The organism is Streptomyces sp. NPDC053069, from assembly GCF_044546895.1.
Classification (GTDB): Bacteria; Actinomycetota; Actinomycetes; order Streptomycetales; family Streptomycetaceae; genus Streptomyces.
The window spans coordinates 289419-306266 of sequence record NZ_JBITZN010000003.1 but is presented as its reverse complement, the minus strand read 5'-3'; the positions used below and the strand labels follow the sequence as shown (position 1 = coordinate 306266).

The window sequence follows — 16848 nt, the reverse complement described above, 5'->3', positions numbered from 1 at the left end:
TTCGGGCAGCGGCCGGGGCCGGGCCGCCCGTGCGGCGGTCGGGCCCCCGGGCCGGACACCCGCCGGACGTGCCGCGGGGAGGACCTCAGATCAGCCCGTTGCGCAGCGCGTAGCCGACCGCGTGTGCCCGGTTGCGCAGCTGGAGCCGTGTGGTGATCTCGTGCAGCACGTTCTTGACGGTCCGTTCGGAATACGCGGTCTTCTGTGCGATCTCCGAGGTGTCGAACCCCTCCGACACCAGGCGCAGCATGTCCGCCTCGCGTGGGGTCAGCGTGGACAGGGCCAGAGCGCGCGGATCGAGCGCCGAACGCTGGAGGCTGCCCACGTGGCTCAGTAACTTGCCGAGCAGATCACCGGGGAGCACTCCCTCGCCGTTGACCAGGGCGAGCACCAGATGGAGCAGCCGGTCCTGGTCCGCGTCGGCGCGCCGCAGCACCGCCGCGACCCCGCACTCGATGACCCGTTGCAGCGCCGCCGATTCGAACGTGCCGACCACGAGGCCGGTGCGGGTGGCGCCGTTGTGCTGCAGCCGCCGCAGCAGGGCCATCACCTCGTCGTCCACCGAGTCGACGACGACGAGCGATGTCCGCGCCCGGTCCGCCTCGGCGTCGGTGACGAGCTCCACCTCGGGGCGCTGGCGCAACTGGTGGACGACGCCGAGGCGCAGCACGAGATCCTGCGCGTAGACGGCGACGGTCACCCGGTGCGGGTGGACGGCGGGGGCGGTACGACGCGGCGTGCCGGTGGTCTTGAGAGCGTTCTCTTCTGCGGAGCGGGACATGGCGGATTCCTGATTCATGACGGGGGGACACGGAGAGGAGTGGCGGGACGGGACCGGACGGCACAGGGCGGCCGGCGCGGTCGGCCGGCGGGCCGCGTGCAGCGCGGGCCGCGGTCAACTGCCCTGCCGATCCGTCGAGTTCGCGTTGACCGCGCGGGGCATACCGACTGCCCGGGTGTTGCCCTCGCATCTCTCGTGACGGTGCGGCCCGGCTTCTACGGTCGTGGCGTGACGCCATCTGCAGCCTCTTTTGGACCCGGAGCGCCCGGTCTCGACATCCCCGCCGTGACGGTGACGCCGGGCGGCACCGCCTCGACCCGACTGACCGTCCGCAACGACAGCGACATCGTCGAGGCGTACACCCTGGAGGTCGTCGGCGACTGCAAGGCCTGGGCCACCGTGGAGCCCGAGCGGGTCTCGCTCTACCCCGGCACCTCCGAGACGGTGACCATCCGCCTCGATCCGCCGCGCAGCCCCGAGGTCCGGGCGGGTGACCTGCCGCTGGGCGTCCGGGTGCTGCCGGCCGAGCACCCCGAAGCGGTCACCGTGCCCGAGACCACGGTGCACATCGAGGAATTCCACGAACTGCGCGCGCAGGTGCTCCCGCGTCGCCGGCGCGGCTGGCTGCGCGGCCGCTACCGGCTGGCGGTGCGCAACGAGGGCAACTCCCCGGCCCGGGTGGTCTTCACGCCGGAACAGCCGGGGGAGGAGCTGCGGTTCGGGTTCACCCCCGGCGAGCTGAACCTGGAGCCCGGTGAATCGGCGGAGACCCGGCTGCGGGTGCGCACCGGCAAGCCGGTCTGGTTCGGCAAGCCCGCTGTCTGGCCGTTCACCGTGCGCGCCTCCGACACCGGGGCGGCGGAGGGTGCCGAGCGGCCCGAGGCTCTCGTACGGCCGCCGCTGGAGGCCGAGTTCGTCCAGATCCCGGTCTTCCCGAAGTGGCTGCTGGCCGTGCTCGCGGCCCTGCTCGCGCTGCTGCTGGCCTGGTTCGCGCTGGTCCGCCCGGCGGTGCGCAGTGCCGCCAAGCAGGCTGCCGACGAGGTGGTCCAGCCGCGCCCCACCCCCGGCGGGCAGAACGGGACGGCCCCGGGGACCGGCTCCGGCAACGGAACGGGCACCGGTGCGGGTTCCCGGCCGGGCGGACAGGGCGCGGACGTGGCACCGGGCTCCGGTGGCGGGGGGTCCGGCGGGGACGGCGACGGCCGGTCCGGGACCGGCCAGCAGAGCTCCGCCACCATCGACGTTCAGACCTCGGGAGGCCGCAGCAAGGGCGGCACGTATGTGGTGCCGGCGGGCAAGGTCTTCGGTGTGACGGACATCGTCGTCGCGAACTTCCAGGGCGACGAAGGGGTCATGACCATCACGTTCGGCCAACGGAAGATCACCACGATCGCCCTGGAGACCTTCCGCAACCAGGACTACCACTGGGTCACTCCCATCAAGATCCCCGAGGGTGCCGGTGTCACCGTGAACGTGACGTGTGCGAAGCCGGGTACACCGGCGACCGGCCGGCAGGCGCAGCAGTGTCATGAGGTCCTGAACGTGAGTGGTGTGCTCAGCGACACAAAGCGGTGATGAAAAGGTTCTTCGAACATCGTTTCGTCGCGTGGGGTCCAAGGGGAAGAGGAGACTCCCAATCCGTCCGAAAACCGACAGGGTGCTGGATGTAACCTGCATGTTTCCCGCGGCGCACACGGTCGTGGAACGCGGCGCCCCGCACGGGCGCCGTCCCGCACCCCGCGGCGCACGGACGCGGGAGAGGATGGCCGGTTCGTGACTGCGTCCGCGCAGTCGGGGCGGACGACCGCGCAGCAGATTCGCAGTTCCCCGGCACCGACTACGCCCTGGTCCAGTACGACGACGCGGGCAGCGACGCGCCGAGCGCCGTCGATCTCTGCGACGGCGGCACCCAGCAGATCACCCGGGCCGCCGACGCCTACGTGGGCGAACAGGTGCAGCGCAGCGGCAGCACCACGGGCGTCCACGGCGGCACGGTCACCGGCCTGGACGCGACCGCAGCGGTGACTGCTCGTCCGGCGGCGAGACGTTCTTCCAGCCGGTGACGGCCGCGCTGAGCGCGGAGGGCGCCACCATTCCGTGACCGGTGCCCACCGCCGCCGCGGGTGCCGACGGGAGGGTGTCGGCTCTGCCGCAGTGACATCGGGAGGCGAGCCGTCATCACCCTTCGGTCTGCGGGCTCTTGACTCGACGGCGCGCGTTTCTCCCGTATCCGGCTGATCCCCTTGTGGGGCCCCGCCGCGAGGGGCGGGGCCCCACAAGGGGGTGCGTCAGCGGGGTGCGTCAGCGACGTGCAGTGCTCACGACGCGGTGGTCTCCAGCACCGGCGCCTGGTCCGCCGCGCCCGCGTCCGCGCTCTGGGGAGTGCGGCGCCGGGCCGGGATCAGCAGGGTCGCCACACCGGCGAGTGCCACCGTTGCGGAGCCGAGCACGAGAGCGGGGTGCAGGCCGTCGACGAACCTCTGTGCGCTCTCGTAACCGCCCTGGGCGGAGAAGACCGACGACATGACGGCGACGCCGAGGGCCCCGCCCACCTGGCGCAGTGCGTTGTTGGCTCCGGAGGCGATGCCCTGCTCCTGCGGGCGGACGCTGGACATGACCAGGCTGGCGGCCGGCGCGAAGTAAAGGGCCATGCCGACACCACTGATGACCAGGGCGGGCAGCTGGGCGGTGTACGAGGCGTGCGGGGTGGCCACGACTGCCAAGCAGCCGAGCCCCACGGCCTGGAGGAACAGGCCGGCGGCCACGACCGGACGGCCGCCGAGACGGTCGGAGAGGATGCCGGCGACGGGGGCGACGAGCATCGGCATACCGGTCCAGGGCAGCATCCGCAGACCCGCCTGGGTCGGCGAGTAGCCGAGAACGCCCTGCATGTACTGGCTGATCAGGAAGATCGAGCCGAACATGCCCAGGAACATCAGCAGGCTCGCTGCGTTGATCCCGGAGAAGGCGCGGGAGCGGAAGAGCCGCATGGGGAGCATGGGGTTCTTGCCCCGGATGCCGTGCACGACGAAGGCGGCGAGCAGCGCGGTCCCCCCGGTCAGGCCGGTCAGCACGGGGGAGTCGGTCCAGCCGTCGGAGGGGGCGCGCACCAGCCCGTACACGATCCCGAAGAGACCGCCGCTGACGAGGAGGGTGCCGGGGATGTCGAGCGTGGCGCCGGTGCCGTGGGACTCGGCGAGGCGGAGACGGGCGAGCGGCATGACGGCAAGGCCCAGCGGGACGTTCAGCCAGAAGATCCAGTGCCACGACACATGTTCGGTGAGACTGCCGCCGATGAGAGGGCCCGAGGCGACCCCGAGTCCGTTGATGGCGCCCCAGACGCCGAAGGCCATCCCGCGCTTCTCGGCCGGCACCGCGGTGGTGAGCAGGGTCAGCGTGAGCGGCATCATGACGGCCGCGCCGACACCCTGGACGGCGCGGGCCGCGATCAGCGAGTCGATGCCGGGCGCGAGGGCCGCCGCGGCGGACGCGCCCGTGAAGACGGCCATGCCGGCGAGGAAGAGCCGCCTGCGGCCGAACCGGTCGCCGAGGGCCGCACCGAACATGAGCAGGACCGCGAACGTGAGCGTGTACGCGCTCACGATCCACTCCAGGCTGTCCAGCCCCCCTCCGAGATCCTTGCGGATGGCGGGCAGGGCGGTGGTGACCACCAGGTTGTCGAGGGCCGACATGAATCCGGCGACACCGGTGATCACGAGGGCCCAGCCCACTGCCCCTCGGTGTGCTTCCTGCTGCTGTGACATTGCTTCCCCCAGCGGGTGAGTCGTGCGCTGCACGTGGTTGGCGTTTAGTTATTGCTTACTAACTTTCCTGGCCATGGAAAGGGCCGTTCGCTGCCCGCCCCCGAAGGCCGGGCCGTGGCCTAGCCGAGCCGGATCCCGTTCCAGACGCGGTGCCCCGGCGGGAAACCCATGGCCATGAGGGTGTTGATGAGCATCCCGTACGCCAGGAACCTCGTGGTCTCGTCCGCGTCGGCCGCCAGCGGGAGATGCACCGTGTCCCAGAGCTTCATCCAGGCGGCCCGTACGGCCTCGCCGAACCGGCTGTCCCCCTCCGCCTCGACGGCCGCGACGGCGATGTACGTCTGCATCTGCATCTGGAGCTTTTCGGGGTGCTCCGTGATCAGCCGCGTGTACGCGCTCGCCATGGCACGCACGGCCTCCTCGCCCGCCAGCCCCTTCGCCGCCTCCTCGAACACCTGGCAGGTGTCCTCGACGCAGCGGAGCGAGGCGGCGGTGAAGATCGCCTTCTTGCCGGGGAAGAGCCGGAACAGGTACGGCTGCGAGACCCCCACACGCTTGGCGATCGCCTCGGTGGAGGTCCCGTGGTACCCCCTCTGCGCGAACTCGGCGATCGCCGCGCGAATCACGCTCTCACGCCTGTCTTCTGCGCTCATCCTGACCATGCGGGGAAAGTTAGTGCTGAATCACTAACCAAGTCAAGAGTCCTCGGCCCAGGCCTGGTCCTCCTTCTCGGCGTCCGCCTCGGGGACCATCGGGGTGTAGTCGCCGGTCGCCATCCTGGCCGCCATCCCGGCGAGCTGCCTGCAGGCGCGGGCGATCTCGCGCTGGGTCTCGTTCCGCTCGCCGATGACCGCGGAGAGCAGCAGGGCGGTCAGCGCGGCGGAACCGTTGAACGCCTGCAGGGTGATCATTTCGGTGAGCAGGTGGTGACCGGCGAAGGGGCCCGATCTCTCGGCGGCGGCGATGATCGCGAAGGTCGACACGGCCAGCGCGCAGGGAGCGGCACCGGCCAGCCGGAAGCGGAAGGACGCCCAGATCAGCAGCGGGAAGCCGAGGAACAACAGCGGAGTGCGGCTGGTTTCGAGGAAACCGACGCCGACCGTGGCGACGAGAAGCAGCAGTCCTTCCGCCCACCGGGCCGGTGGCGCATCCCTCGGCAGACGTGCCGAGCGCAGGACGAGCAGGACCGGTGTGACCACCAGGACGCCCATCGCGTCGCCGGTCCACCAGACCGACCACGTCGGCCAGAAGTCCGCGGTGCTCAGCGCACCGGCGAGGACCAGGGTGCCGCTGCCCGTCGTCGCGCTGACCAGCATCCCGGTGAACGCACCGAGGAAGATCAGTGCGAGCGCGTCCCGCAGCCGGTCCAGTTCGTTGCGGAACCCCGCGCTGCGCAGCAGTGCCCAGGAGCAGACGGGCGCGAGGGTGTTCCCCGCCATGATCGCGAGCACGGCCGGGACCGACGGCCCCAGCGAGACGTTGACCAGGAACGCCCCCAGGGCGATCCCGGGCCACACGCGCGGTCCGCACAGCAGCAGGCTCGCCACCGCGATACCGCTCGGCGGCCACAGCGGGGTGACCTGGCCGCGTACCAGCTGCTGGAGCAGTCCCAGCTTGGCCGAGCCGAAGTACAGCGCGGCGGTGGCGCAGATCTCCACGGCGGCCACACCGCTGCGCCGGAGCCGTTCACGCTGCGCGACAGACATCGGGCGACCTCCGTGTCGACATCGCCCCGCAGCCATCATCCGCCGGATCCGCCGGATCCTCCATGGCGCCGGCGAGGGGGCCCGGGTCAGGCGGGCGGCGTGTGCAGGGCGAGGATGGCCATGTCGTCGTGCCCGTCGCTGGGATGGTGATCGGCGAGGGCCTGGACGAACTCCGGCAGGGGCAGGTCGGCGTGGGCCACGGCGAGCGCGGCGAGCTCGTCCAGGCTCTGGTCGATGGGATGGCCGGGATGCTCGATCAGCCCGTCGGTGAAGAAGACCACGGTGGCGTCCGGGGGCAGCAAGCGGGAGTGGTCCGGGCGGGGCTGCCCGGCGTCGACACCGAGCGGCAGCCCGGGCTCGGCCAGCAGGTAGGCCACGCGGCGCTCAGGGGTGAGCAGCAGGGGCGGCACGTGGCCCGCGGTGCTCCAGCGGAGCCGCCACCCCCCTGCCTCCGGCTCGATGCGGGCCAGGGCGGTGGTCGTGACGGGATTGTTGGTGATGGCTTCCAGGGCCCGGTCGAGCCGGGCGAGGATCGCGCCGGGCGGATTGCTCTGGTCGAACACCAGAGCGCGCAGCATGTTGCGGGTGGCGGCCATGGCGGCCGCGGCATGCAGGTCGTGGCCGACCACGTCGCCGATGACGAGCACCACCACGTTGTCGGGCAGCGGGATGGCGTCGTACCAGTCCCCGCCGAGTTGACTGGGCTCGGCGGCGGGCCGGTAGATCGCGGCGGCCGTGAAAGGCCGTACATCAGGCAGTGTCGGCAGCAGCAGCCGCTGGAACTGCTCGGCTCCCACGCGCACCCGTTCGAAGAGTCGTACGTTCTCGATCGCGATGCCGGCGGCGCCGGCCAGGGCGACGACGACGTTCTCGTCGTGGACGTCGAAGGGCCGTCCGTCGAGCCGCTCGGAGAGGTAGAGGTCGCCGTAGATCTGTCCGCGCACACTGATGGCGACGCCGAGCAGGGTGCGCAGGTGCGGATGGCCGGGCGGGAACCCGGCGGAGGAGGGATGGGCCGGGATGTCGTCGATCCGCAGGGGTTCGGGGTAGCGGATCAGGTGGCCGAGGACACCCAGACCACGGGGCAGACCGGTCGTGGCCAGAGCCTCGCGTTCCTGCTCGGACAGACCGGCCGGGATGAACTGCTCCAGGTGTTCTCCGGACTCGTTGAGCACGCCCAGTGCCCCGTAGCGGGCGCCGACCAGGTCCATCGCGGTGGTCACGATACGGTTCAGCACCGCGGGCAGCTCCACCTCACGGCTGATGGCCACCACCGCATCCAGCAGGCCCTGCAGCCGGTCCATGGAGGACATCAGGGCGCGCAGCTGCTCGTCGATCCGGGCCAGCTCCGACCGCAGACGCAGGTGCAGGTCGGGCGGGCGGGCCGGCTTCGGCCGTCGTCCTTCCCTGCCGGCCGCCATCACCAGCGCCTGGTGGCTCGATGTACCGGGTACGGCCGCGCCGAGCTGCCCGTCAGCCCCTCACTCGAGCGGTACATTCCGACCTCCGGGTGTCTCGCTTCCGATTGTGGCATCGACACCGCACGGTGACCGATCGGCCGGAGGAGCCCGGCAGAGCCCGACTCGCCGCCCGTGAGCCGTGGCTCGCGGGCGGCGCGACGTCGCCGTCCCGGGGTCTCAGCCCTTGTTCGCCCCCAGGGTGAGGCCGCTGACGAACTGGCGCTGGAGTGCGAAATAGACCACCAGGGTGGGGATCGCGGTCAGCAGGGAGCCCGCCGCGACCAGGTTGGGGTCGGTGAAGTACTGGCCGGAGAGGTTGTTCAGCGCCGAGGTGATCGGCATGTTCTGGCCCGTCGAGATCAGCACCAGCGCCCAGAAGAAGTCGTTGTAGATCCAGATCGACAGCAAGGTCGCCAGCGCCGCCATCGCCGGCTTGCACAGCGGCAGGGTGATCTGCCAGTACAGCCGCCACACCGAGGCGCCGTCGACCAGCGCGGCCTCGGTCAGCTCGTGCGGCAGCGAGCGCATGTAGTTGCTCAGCACGAACGCGCAGAACCCCGACTGGAACGCCACATGGATGAGGACCAGGCCCAGCGCGGAGTCGTACAGCTTGCCGCTCTGCGTGATCCCCGGCAGGTCGGTCAGCAGGTACAGCCGGTACAGCGGGGTGATGACGACCTGCTGCGGGAGCAGGTTGCCGGCCGTGAAGACCAGCAGGAGGGCGAGGTTCAGGCGGAAGTCGAAGCGGCTGACGTAGAACGCGACACACGAGGACAGGAACAGGGTCAGCAGCACGGCCGGCACCGCGATGAGCAGCGTGTTGCCGAAGTAGTGCAGCATGTCCGACTGCACGAACGCGTTCTTGAAGTTGTCGAAGTCCAGCGTGTGCGGCCAGGACACATAACCCCGGGCGCTGGTCTCGCTGTAGGGCCGCAGCGCCGAGAAGACCGCCCACAGCAGCGGCGCCAGCCAGGCCAGCGCCGTACCGGCGAGGAAGACGTGCAGCAGGACGCGGGCCGGCCGGATCGGAGCGCGCCGCTTCACCGGCACCGTGGTGCTGCTCATGCGCGCCGCTCCTTCCGGAAGGTGGCGATCAGATACGGGATGATCACTGCGAGGGAGATCACCAGCAGGACGACGGCGATCGCCGAGCCGTAACCGATGCGGCTGGACTCGCCGATGATGTTGTTGGTGACCAGGATCGACAGCAACTCCGTGCCCTGCGCCCCCTTGTTGAAGACGAAGACCAGGTCGAAGGCGCGCAGCGCCTCGATGATCGTGACGACCAGGACGACCGTGTTGGTCGGGCGCAGGGTGGGGAAGATGACGCTCTTGAACGTCTGCCACTCGTTCGCGCCGTCCAGCGCCGACGCCTCCCGCAGGGACGGGTCGACGCTCTTCAGGCCGGCCAGGTACAGGATCATCATGTAGCCGGTGTGCCGCCAGGACGCGGCGATGAGGACCGCCCACAGATTGAGGTGCGGGTCGCCGATCCAGTCGATGTAGTGGCCCGGCTTGTTGGCGCCGATGATGCTGTTGATCAGGCCGGTGTCCGGGTTGTAGACCAGCTGCCAGACGAATCCGATGCTGGCCATCGAGATGACGACCGGCAGGAAGAACGCGGTCTGGTAGACCCGGCTGAAGCGGATCCGCTTGTCCAGCTGCACGGCCAGGAACAGGCCGAACGGCGTGGGGATCAGGATCAGTACGACGAACCAGATGACGTTGTGCTGGACGGCGGGCCAGAACTGCGGGTTGTCGTGGAAGAGTTGCCGGAAGTTGTCCAGGCCCACCCACTTGATCGAGTCGAACCCGATGCCGTCCCAGGTGGTGAAGGCGAGGAAGACGGACGCGATGGCGGTGACCCAGACCAGGGTCACGTGCAGGATCGTCGGCACGCCCGCCATCAGCGCGAGGGTGCTCCGGTCACGGCGGGTGAGCAGGCGCCGGTGGCCCCGCGTGACCTGCTTCTTCCCGGGCGTGGGCCCCGGAGGGGGCACGGCGGCCGACTCCGGGGACTTCGTCGTCATGTCGGTCGTCATCGGGCCGCTCACTGGGACGCGAAGAGCTGCTTCTTCTGGCGCTCGACGGACGACAGCAGACTGTCCACTTCCTTGGGGTTCTGCAGGAACTTCTGCAGGCCCGGCTGCATCACCGTGGAGGTGAAGTCGGGCCGGGAGTCGCGGTCCATGAACTGGGTGAGGCTCTTGGCGTTGCCGATCATCTCGAACGCCTTCTTCTGCAGCGCCGAGTACGAGGAGGTGGAGGCCTTGCTGGAGGCGGCCACCACGCTCGGGTCGCCCTTGAGGTACTGCTCCTCGGCCGCCGGGGAGCCCAGGTACTCCAGCAGCTTCACGACACCCGCGTGGTTCTTCGGGGACTTGCTGACCATGAAGCCGTCGGTCGGCGCCTCGACCGTGTCCTGGCCGTACGCGGAGTTGATCTCCGGGAAGGGGAAGAAGTCGAGGTCGTCCAGGTCGGCCTTGTTCGTGAACTGCTGGGCCACGAAGGAGCCGAGGAGGTACATGCCGGCCTTCTTCGCGACCAGCGTCTGCGCCGCGTCCTGCCAGGTGCGGCCCATGAAGCCGTCCTGGTGGTAGGGCAGGATCTCGCTCCAGTGGTCGAAGACGGCCTTCACCTTGGCGTCGGTCCAGGACGCCTTGCCCGCCATCAGCTGCACGTGGAAGTCGTAGCCGTTCAGCCGGAAGTTGATCTGGTCGAAGGTGCCCATCGCGGGCCAGGCGTCCTTGTCGCCGAAGGCGAGCGGGATCAGGCCGTCCTTCTTCATCTGCTTGCACAGGGCGACGAGTTCGTCCCAGGTGGCGGGGACCTTGTAGCCGTGCTGTGCGAAGACGCTCCTGCGGTAGAAGACCGCCCAGGGGTACGTCGTCAGCGGCACGAAGTAGTACTTGCCGTCCTCGCCCTTGCTGAGCTTCTTCATCGCGTCCGGGAAATTGTCCCCGATCTTCTGCCACACGTCGTCGACGGGCGAGGCCAGACCCTTCGCCGCGAAGAACTGCATGCGGTACCCGGCGAACCAGTTGAACACGTCGTCCGGCGTGCCCTGCAGATAGGAGTTGATCTGCTCCTGGAAGGTGTTGTGGTCCTTCGTGTTCACGTCGACCGTGATGCCGGACTGCTTCTTGAAGGCCGCGTAGACGCTCTCGAACGCCGCCTTCGGCACGGCGTCCGAGGCGTTGGAGCCGACCGTGACGGTCTTCGGGTCGGAGGCGGAACCGCTGCCCGAGCAGGCGGACAGCAGGGATGTACCGGCCCCGGCGAGCAGGGCGGCACTGCCTGCTCCGCGCAGGACCGAACGACGGCTGGGACCCGGGACGGAAAGGCCGGAGGGGGAGAGGCGCATGGCGGCTCCTGAGGAATACAGGGCTCGGTCAAGGGGATGAGTTGATCAACGAAAGGTCTTCGAAACCGATCAGAAACCAACTCGACCGAACATCGTGGGCGTAATGACAGCCCCATGTCCGCTCATGAGTCAATAGGCCGGATCGCGAAGGGGTGTCTCTTGCCTGAAACGTGACCCGGTGCCGTTCGCCGCGGGGTGCGGTGTACTGGGCTCATGCCTCCGGGGTGCAGGTCGGGGTGGGGCGCCCAGTGATTTGTACTTACATTCGGACCTGCTTGTGAAATGATGTCTTAACAAAGTATTGACAGCGGGCTCGCCAAGGACTTGGATCGCGTCCCAACGCAACAGCGTCCCTTCCCCCCGTCGCACGCACAGTGAGGTGCAGGAAAGATGGACCGCTCTTCTCCCTCCCGCTCCCGGAGACTGGCCCCCGTCGTGGCGGTGGCCGCCGCGGCAGCCCTGACCCTCGCCGGCTGCGCAAGCGCGCACGGCGGCAAGAAGGCCGAGGAGGCGGCGCAGAACGCCTCGGCGGGCCGCGCCGACACCCCGCGCATGACCGTCGCACTGGTCACGCACCAGGCACCCGGCGACACCTTCTGGGACACCGTCCGCAAGGGCGCCGAGGCGGCCGCCGCCAAGGACAACGTCAAGCTCATCTACTCGGCCGATCCCAACGCCGGCAATCAGGCGAACCTGGTGCAGAACGCGATCGACCAGAACGTCGACGGCGTCGCGGTCACCTTGGCCAAGCCGGACGCGATGAAGAACGTCATCGGCAAGGCGGAGCACGCCGGCATACCGGTGGTGGGCCTGAACTCCGGACTGAGCGACTGGAAGAAGCTCGGCCTGCTGGAGTTCTTCGGGCAGGACGAGAGCGTGGCGGGCGAGGCGTTCGGCGACAAGCTGAACACCACCGGCGCCAAGAAGATCGTCTGTGTCGTCCAGGAGCAGGGCAACGTGGGCCTCACCCAGCGCTGCGACGGCGTGAAGAAGACGTTCAAGGGCACCACTGAGACGCTGTATGTGAACGGCACCGACATGCCGTCCGTGAAGTCGACCATCACGGCCAAGCTGAAGCAGGACAACTCCATCGACACGGTCGTCACCCTGGGCGCCCCCTTCGCCCTGACGGCCACGCAGGCGGTGGGCGACGCGGGCAGCAAGGCCGAGGTGGCCACCTTCGACCTGAACAAGGACCTGGTGAAGGCCGTCCAGAACGGCTCGATCGAGTTCGCCGTCGACCAGCAGCCCTACCTCCAGGGCTACCTCGCGGTCGACGCGCTGTGGCTCTACAAGAACAACGGCAACTACAGCGGCGGCGGGGTCCAGCCGGTGCTGACCGGCCCGGCCTTCGTCGACAAGTCCAATGTCGACAAGGTCGCCGAGTTCGCCGCGAAGGGGACCCGGTGATGAGCATGGCCCGGCAGGCTGAGCCGGCGGTGACCGCGCCGTCGGGATCCGGTCCGAAGCAGACCGACGGCCGTACGGTCCGGCGCCCGCTGGCCCTGCGGCTGCTGGCCCGGCCCGAGGTGGGCGTCTTCCTCGGTGCCGCCGCCGTACTCGTCTTCTTCCTGATCGCCGCGCCCTCGGTTCGCCAGGGCAGCTCCATGGCCACGATCCTCTACCAGTCCTCGACGATCGGGATCATGGCCCTGCCGGTCGCCCTGCTGATGATCGGCGGCGAGTTCGACCTGTCCTCCGGCGTCGCGGTGATCTCCTCGGCGCTGACCGCGAGCATGCTCAGCTACCAGCTGACGCTGAACGTGTGGACCGGCGTGATCGTGGCCCTGGTCGTATCCCTGGCCATCGGTGCGTTCAACGGCTGGATGGTGGTCAGGACCGGCCTGCCGAGCTTCCTCATCACGCTCGGCACCTTCCTGATCCTGCAAGGCGTGAACCTGGCCGTGACGAAATGGGTCACCGGCAATGTCGCCACCGACGACATCAGCGACATGGACGGCTTCGCCCAGGCGAAGAAGATCTTCGCATCGTCCTTCGACGTGGGCGGGGTGCAGGTGAAGATCACGATCGTGTGGTGGCTGGTCTTCGCGGCCCTGGCCACCTGGGTGCTGCTGCGCACCAAGTACGGCAACTGGATCTTCGCGGTCGGCGGCAACAAGGAGTCCGCGCGGGCGGTCGGTGTCCCGGTGAACTTCACCAAGATCACGCTGTTCATGCTGGTCGGTCTCGGCGCCTGGTTCGTCGGCATGCACAACCTGTTCTCCTTCAACACCGTGCAGTCCGGCGAGGGCGTGAGCAACGAGCTGATCTACATCGCCGCGGCGGTGATCGGCGGCTGTCTGCTCACCGGCGGCTACGGCTCCGCGATCGGCCCGGTCTTCGGAGCGTTCATGTTCGGCATGGTCAACCAGGGCATCGTCTACGCCGGATGGAACCCCGACTGGTTCAAGGCCTTCCTCGGCGTGATGCTGCTCGGCGCCGTCCTGATCAATCTGTGGGTCCAGCGCACGGCGACCCGGAGGTAACGCGATGACCGACAACAAGACCCACGGTGCCGTTCTCCAGGACACGCCGCCCGCCGGGGACGGCCCCCTCGTCGAGCTGCGCCAGGCGGGCAAGTCCTACGGCAACATCCGCGCCCTGCACGGCGTCGACCTCACCGTCCACGCCCGCAAGGTGACCTGCGTCCTCGGCGACAACGGCGCCGGCAAGTCCACTCTCATCAAGATCATCTCCGGGCTGCACCAGCACACCGAGGGCGACTTCCTGGTCGACGGCCGGCCGGTCCGCTTCTCCAGCCCGCGCGAGGCACTCGACAAGGGCATCGCCACCGTCTACCAGGACCTCGCCACCGTGCCGCTGATGCCGGTGTGGCGCAACTTCTTCCTCGGCTCGGAGATGACCCGCGGCCCCTGGCCCGTCCGCCGCCTGGACATCGCCCGCATGAAGGCCACCGCCGACCAGGAACTGCGCAACATGGGCATCGTCCTGGACGACCTCGAACAGCCCATCGGCACCCTGTCCGGCGGCCAGCGCCAGTGCGTAGCCATCGCCCGCGCCGTCTATTTCGGCGCGCGCGTCCTCATCCTGGACGAGCCCACCGCCGCCCTCGGCGTCAAACAGTCCGGCGTGGTCCTGAAGTACATCGCCGCCGCCCGCGACCGCGGCCTCGGCGTCATCTTCATCACCCACAACCCCCACCACGCCTACATGGTCGGCGACCACTTCAGCGTCCTGCGCCTGGGCACCCTGGAGCTGTCCGCCGACCGCAGCGAGGTCGGCCTGGAGGAGCTGACCAACCACATGGCCGGCGGCGCCGAACTCGCCGCCCTCAAACACGAACTCGCCCAGGTACGCGGTGTCGACACCGAGGAACTCCCCGAAGAGAGCGACCTGACCGCACCCGTCGCGCCCTCCCCGGAAGGAACCCCCTGACCATGGCCACCCCCACCCCGCTGGACCGGATTCGGATCGGCTCGGCCCCCGACTCCTGGGGCGTCTGGTTCCCCGACGACCCACGGCAGGTGCCCTGGGAACGCTTCCTCGACGAGGTCTCCCAGGCCGGCTACGACTGGATCGAACTCGGGCCCTACGGCTACCTCCCCACCGACCCCGCTCGCCTGCGGGACGAGGTGGCCCGGCGGAACCTGAAGGTCTCGGCGGGCACGGTCTTCACCGGCCTGCACCGCGGCCCGTCCGTCTGGGAGGACACCTGGGCGCACGTCGGCCAGGTCGCCGCGCTCACCCGGGCGATGGGCGCCCGGCACCTCGTCGTCATCCCCTCCTTCTGGCGGGACGACAAGACCGCCGAGATCCTGGAGCCGCCCGAGCTGACCGCCGAACAGTGGGCGCACCTCACCAAGGGCATGGAACGGCTCGGCCACGAGGTCAAGGACACCTACGGCCTCGACATCGTGGTCCACCCGCACGCCGACACCCACATCGACACCGAGGAGCACGTCGAACGCTTCCTGGACTCGACCGACTCCGCACTGGTCAACCTCTGCCTGGACACCGGGCACTACGCCTACTGCGGCGGGGACAGCGTCAAGCTCATCGAGACCTACGGCGAGCGCATCGGCTATCTGCACCTCAAGCAGGTCGACCCGGACATCCTCGCCGACGTGGTCGCGGGCGGGGTGCCCTTCGGGCCGGCGGTACAGCGCGGGGTGATGTGCGAACCTCCTTCCGGTGTGCCGGAGTTGGAGCCGGTCCTGGAAGCCGCGCAGCGACTCGGGGCGGAACTGTTCGCGATCGTCGAGCAGGACATGTACCCGTGCGAGCCGGACAAGCCGCTGCCCATCGCGGTGCGGACGCGCAGGTTCCTGAGGTCGTGCGGGGCCTGAGGGTTCACGGCTTTCCGGTCCGGGAACCAACCGGGACACGCGGGCGTTCCAACTTACGACGGGGGACGCCCGCGACGACGGGAGGACGAGATGGCACACGGTACGGAACCCGGCCCGACGCCCCAGGAGGACGCGGCCACGCTGCGCCACATCCGCTTCGGCACCCTGCCCGAGCGGATACGCCCGCAGGACACCGTGGAAACGAAGCCGGCGACGCTGCCGGACCCGGCGCGGGACGCGTACAACGCGGACGAGTGGCTGATCCGGTACTGCGGCTGAGACGAGCGGCACGGCACCCGCGCCGGCGCCGTGCCCGCTCAGAGCTTCATCCGTGTGACGTCCGAGAAGGCCGCCGTTCCCGAATATCCGATCAGAAAGCCGACCAGCAGCCCGCCCCAGAAGTCCTCCACCGTGACGAAGGACTGGGCGTCGGACTTCCGCGCCGAGAAGATGATGGCGGCCCCGCTCAGGATGACCGCCAGCATCAGTGCACCGATGGTGGGGCCGAGATGGGCCGCCTCCACCAGCGCGCCCGGCGCCTGCGCCTGCTGCAGGGCCCTGCCGACGCTGCCGACGGCACCCCCGGTCACACCGCCCAGCATCACCTTCCACAGCGCGGCCTTGACCGGCACGGTGAAGGAGGTCGTGTTGGAGAAGACCCGCTGGTGAGCGGCGTCCGGAGCGGCCCGCTCGGCGGTGCCCTGCGGCGGCTCCATGGTGTAGATGACGGTCAGTTGCAGGTGGTACTTCGCGGGGAGGAAGAAGGGGGTCCTGCGGGTACCGAGGCGGATGGTCTGGACATCGGTGCAGCCCGGTTCCAGGGCGGCCCCCGGTGGCAGGGAGCCGGTGAGGGGGACCCGCTCCGGCTCCGGCTCCTGCGGGTGCGCGGAACGGATGTCGTACACGTTGACCACGGAATCCCCGGCCGCCTCGACATTGAGGTTCCTCGCCCGTGGGCTGTGCACGTTGACCACCGCGCGCGCCTCGGCCTGCACGCGCGCGCTCTCCTGCCCCGTCATCAGATCGAGATCGCGGCTGTTCTCGTCGAGGAGGGCCCGCATGACCCCCAGCAGGCGTGACGTCTGCTCCTGCGCGTCGGCCGGAAGCCTGCTCAGTTCCTGGGTGATCTCAAGGACCCGCCGGTGGCGGCTCTCGATCACCTCCTCCAGCGTGCTGCGCTCGGCCTGGACGCGCCGGTCGCGGCCCGCCTTCCGCGTCTCCGCCTCGGGGGACCGCCAGTGCAGCTGCGTGGGCAGGCTCAACTCCACCGACTTGACCCACACCGGCACGGCGAAGGGATTCTTGATGTGGAGGTACACGGTGAAGTCCGCGCCCGAGTAGACCTCGGGCACGGACAGGTCGACGGACAGGTCCAGCAGGCCGAGTTGGGAGGGCTGCTCGCTCGTGGGTGCTGTCACAGGCGCACCGTAGTGGCTCCGCTGCCCTCACCGGACCGCTTTCCCGAA

At 69.4% G+C, this 16848-nt stretch carries 15 protein-coding genes and 1 pseudogene; 7 read left to right on the top strand and 9 right to left on the bottom strand.

What is annotated here, in order from left to right; translation table 11 throughout:
* Positions 1 to 85: 85 nt before the first annotated feature.
* Entirely contained in the window at positions 86 to 781 is a 696-nt protein-coding gene (locus ACIGXP_RS08400) for a LuxR C-terminal-related transcriptional regulator (RefSeq protein WP_363217417.1), read from the bottom strand.
* 228 nt (positions 782 to 1009) lie between these two features.
* On the opposite strand from ACIGXP_RS08400, the gene ACIGXP_RS08395 reads away from it, so the two are divergent.
* Both ACIGXP_RS08395 and ACIGXP_RS08390 read left to right on the top strand, forming a co-directional pair.
* Positions 1010 to 2356: a hydrolytic protein gene (locus tag ACIGXP_RS08395; RefSeq protein ID WP_399765545.1), complete on the top strand. Its 1347-nt coding sequence runs from the start codon at positions 1010 to 1012 to the stop codon at positions 2354 to 2356.
* 239 nt (positions 2357 to 2595) lie between these two features.
* Positions 2596 to 2882: pseudogene (locus tag ACIGXP_RS08390) on the top strand (S1 family peptidase); the annotation flags it as partial.
* A gap of 217 nt (positions 2883 to 3099) precedes the next feature.
* Here ACIGXP_RS08390 and ACIGXP_RS08385 read toward each other — a convergent pair.
* The 7 genes from ACIGXP_RS08385 to ACIGXP_RS08355 all read right to left on the bottom strand — a co-directional run bounded on the left by ACIGXP_RS08385 (position 3100) and on the right by ACIGXP_RS08355 (position 11075).
* Positions 3100 to 4545, bottom strand: coding sequence for a DHA2 family efflux MFS transporter permease subunit (locus ACIGXP_RS08385; protein WP_399765543.1), 1446 nt, complete (start codon positions 4543 to 4545; stop codon positions 3100 to 3102).
* 119 nt (positions 4546 to 4664) lie between these two features.
* Entirely contained in the window at positions 4665 to 5207 is a 543-nt protein-coding gene (locus ACIGXP_RS08380; RefSeq protein WP_363217415.1) for a helix-turn-helix domain-containing protein, read from the bottom strand.
* Positions 5208 to 5240: 33 nt separating this feature from the next.
* Complete coding sequence (locus tag ACIGXP_RS08375; RefSeq protein WP_399765538.1) at positions 5241 to 6251, bottom strand: MASE1 domain-containing protein; 1011 nt, start codon at positions 6249 to 6251, stop codon at positions 5241 to 5243.
* 86 nt (positions 6252 to 6337) lie between these two features.
* A complete protein-coding gene (locus tag ACIGXP_RS08370; RefSeq protein WP_399765535.1) occupies positions 6338 to 7672 on the bottom strand; it encodes a PP2C family protein-serine/threonine phosphatase in 1335 nt (444 codons plus the stop codon).
* 216 nt (positions 7673 to 7888) lie between these two features.
* Positions 7889 to 8776 (bottom strand): carbohydrate ABC transporter permease, encoded by an 888-nt coding sequence (locus tag ACIGXP_RS08365; RefSeq protein WP_363217412.1) that lies wholly within the window; start codon positions 8774 to 8776, stop codon positions 7889 to 7891.
* Positions 8773 to 9753 (bottom strand): carbohydrate ABC transporter permease, encoded by a 981-nt coding sequence (locus ACIGXP_RS08360; protein ID WP_399765530.1) that lies wholly within the window; start codon positions 9751 to 9753, stop codon positions 8773 to 8775. The genes ACIGXP_RS08365 and ACIGXP_RS08360 overlap by 4 nt, the downstream gene beginning before the upstream one ends.
* An 8-nt stretch (positions 9754 to 9761) precedes the next feature.
* Positions 9762 to 11075: an ABC transporter substrate-binding protein gene (locus ACIGXP_RS08355; protein WP_399765527.1), complete on the bottom strand. Its 1314-nt coding sequence runs from the start codon at positions 11073 to 11075 to the stop codon at positions 9762 to 9764.
* Between the two features lie 390 nt (positions 11076 to 11465).
* On the opposite strand from ACIGXP_RS08355, the gene ACIGXP_RS08350 reads away from it, so the two are divergent.
* From ACIGXP_RS08350 to ACIGXP_RS08330, 5 genes are all read left to right on the top strand, one after another.
* Positions 11466 to 12485 carry a substrate-binding domain-containing protein gene (locus tag ACIGXP_RS08350; protein ID WP_363217409.1) on the top strand — a complete coding sequence of 340 codons (1020 nt, stop codon included), beginning with the start codon at positions 11466 to 11468 and terminating at the stop codon, positions 12483 to 12485.
* A complete protein-coding gene (locus ACIGXP_RS08345) occupies positions 12485 to 13561 on the top strand; it encodes an ABC transporter permease (protein ID WP_399765523.1) in 1077 nt (358 codons plus the stop codon). The genes ACIGXP_RS08350 and ACIGXP_RS08345 overlap by 1 nt, the downstream gene beginning before the upstream one ends.
* A 4-nt stretch (positions 13562 to 13565) precedes the next feature.
* Positions 13566 to 14471 carry an ATP-binding cassette domain-containing protein gene (locus tag ACIGXP_RS08340; protein WP_399765520.1) on the top strand — a complete coding sequence of 302 codons (906 nt, stop codon included), beginning with the start codon at positions 13566 to 13568 and terminating at the stop codon, positions 14469 to 14471.
* Positions 14472 to 14473: 2 nt separating this feature from the next.
* A complete protein-coding gene (locus ACIGXP_RS08335) occupies positions 14474 to 15382 on the top strand; it encodes a sugar phosphate isomerase/epimerase family protein (protein WP_399765517.1) in 909 nt (302 codons plus the stop codon).
* A gap of 90 nt (positions 15383 to 15472) precedes the next feature.
* Positions 15473 to 15661: a hypothetical protein gene (locus ACIGXP_RS08330; RefSeq protein ID WP_363217405.1), complete on the top strand. Its 189-nt coding sequence runs from the start codon at positions 15473 to 15475 to the stop codon at positions 15659 to 15661.
* Positions 15662 to 15699: 38 nt separating this feature from the next.
* Here ACIGXP_RS08330 and ACIGXP_RS08325 read toward each other — a convergent pair whose 3' ends face one another.
* Positions 15700 to 16800 carry a hypothetical protein gene (locus tag ACIGXP_RS08325; RefSeq protein ID WP_363217404.1) on the bottom strand — a complete coding sequence of 367 codons (1101 nt, stop codon included), beginning with the start codon at positions 16798 to 16800 and terminating at the stop codon, positions 15700 to 15702.
* Between the last annotated feature and the right edge of the window lie 48 nt (positions 16801 to 16848).

Coding starts and splice junctions, on each gene's coding strand:
- ACIGXP_RS08400 (WP_363217417.1), bottom strand. CDS start 781: ATGTCCCGCTCCGCAGAAGAGAACGCTCTCAAGACCACCGGCACGCCG.
- ACIGXP_RS08385 (WP_399765543.1), bottom strand. CDS start 4,545: ATGTCACAGCAGCAGGAAGCACACCGAGGGGCAGTGGGCTGGGCCCTC.
- ACIGXP_RS08380 (WP_363217415.1), bottom strand. CDS start 5,207: ATGGTCAGGATGAGCGCAGAAGACAGGCGTGAGAGCGTGATTCGCGCG.
- ACIGXP_RS08375 (WP_399765538.1), bottom strand. CDS start 6,251: ATGTCTGTCGCGCAGCGTGAACGGCTCCGGCGCAGCGGTGTGGCCGCC.
- ACIGXP_RS08370 (WP_399765535.1), bottom strand. CDS start 7,672: ATGGCGGCCGGCAGGGAAGGACGACGGCCGAAGCCGGCCCGCCCGCCC.
- ACIGXP_RS08365 (WP_363217412.1), bottom strand. CDS start 8,776: ATGAGCAGCACCACGGTGCCGGTGAAGCGGCGCGCTCCGATCCGGCCG.
- ACIGXP_RS08360 (WP_399765530.1), bottom strand. CDS start 9,753: ATGACGACCGACATGACGACGAAGTCCCCGGAGTCGGCCGCCGTGCCC.
- ACIGXP_RS08355 (WP_399765527.1), bottom strand. CDS start 11,075: ATGCGCCTCTCCCCCTCCGGCCTTTCCGTCCCGGGTCCCAGCCGTCGT.
- ACIGXP_RS08350 (WP_363217409.1), top strand. CDS start 11,466: ATGGACCGCTCTTCTCCCTCCCGCTCCCGGAGACTGGCCCCCGTCGTG.
- ACIGXP_RS08345 (WP_399765523.1), top strand. CDS start 12,485: ATGAGCATGGCCCGGCAGGCTGAGCCGGCGGTGACCGCGCCGTCGGGA.
- ACIGXP_RS08340 (WP_399765520.1), top strand. CDS start 13,566: ATGACCGACAACAAGACCCACGGTGCCGTTCTCCAGGACACGCCGCCC.
- ACIGXP_RS08335 (WP_399765517.1), top strand. CDS start 14,474: ATGGCCACCCCCACCCCGCTGGACCGGATTCGGATCGGCTCGGCCCCC.
- ACIGXP_RS08330 (WP_363217405.1), top strand. CDS start 15,473: ATGGCACACGGTACGGAACCCGGCCCGACGCCCCAGGAGGACGCGGCC.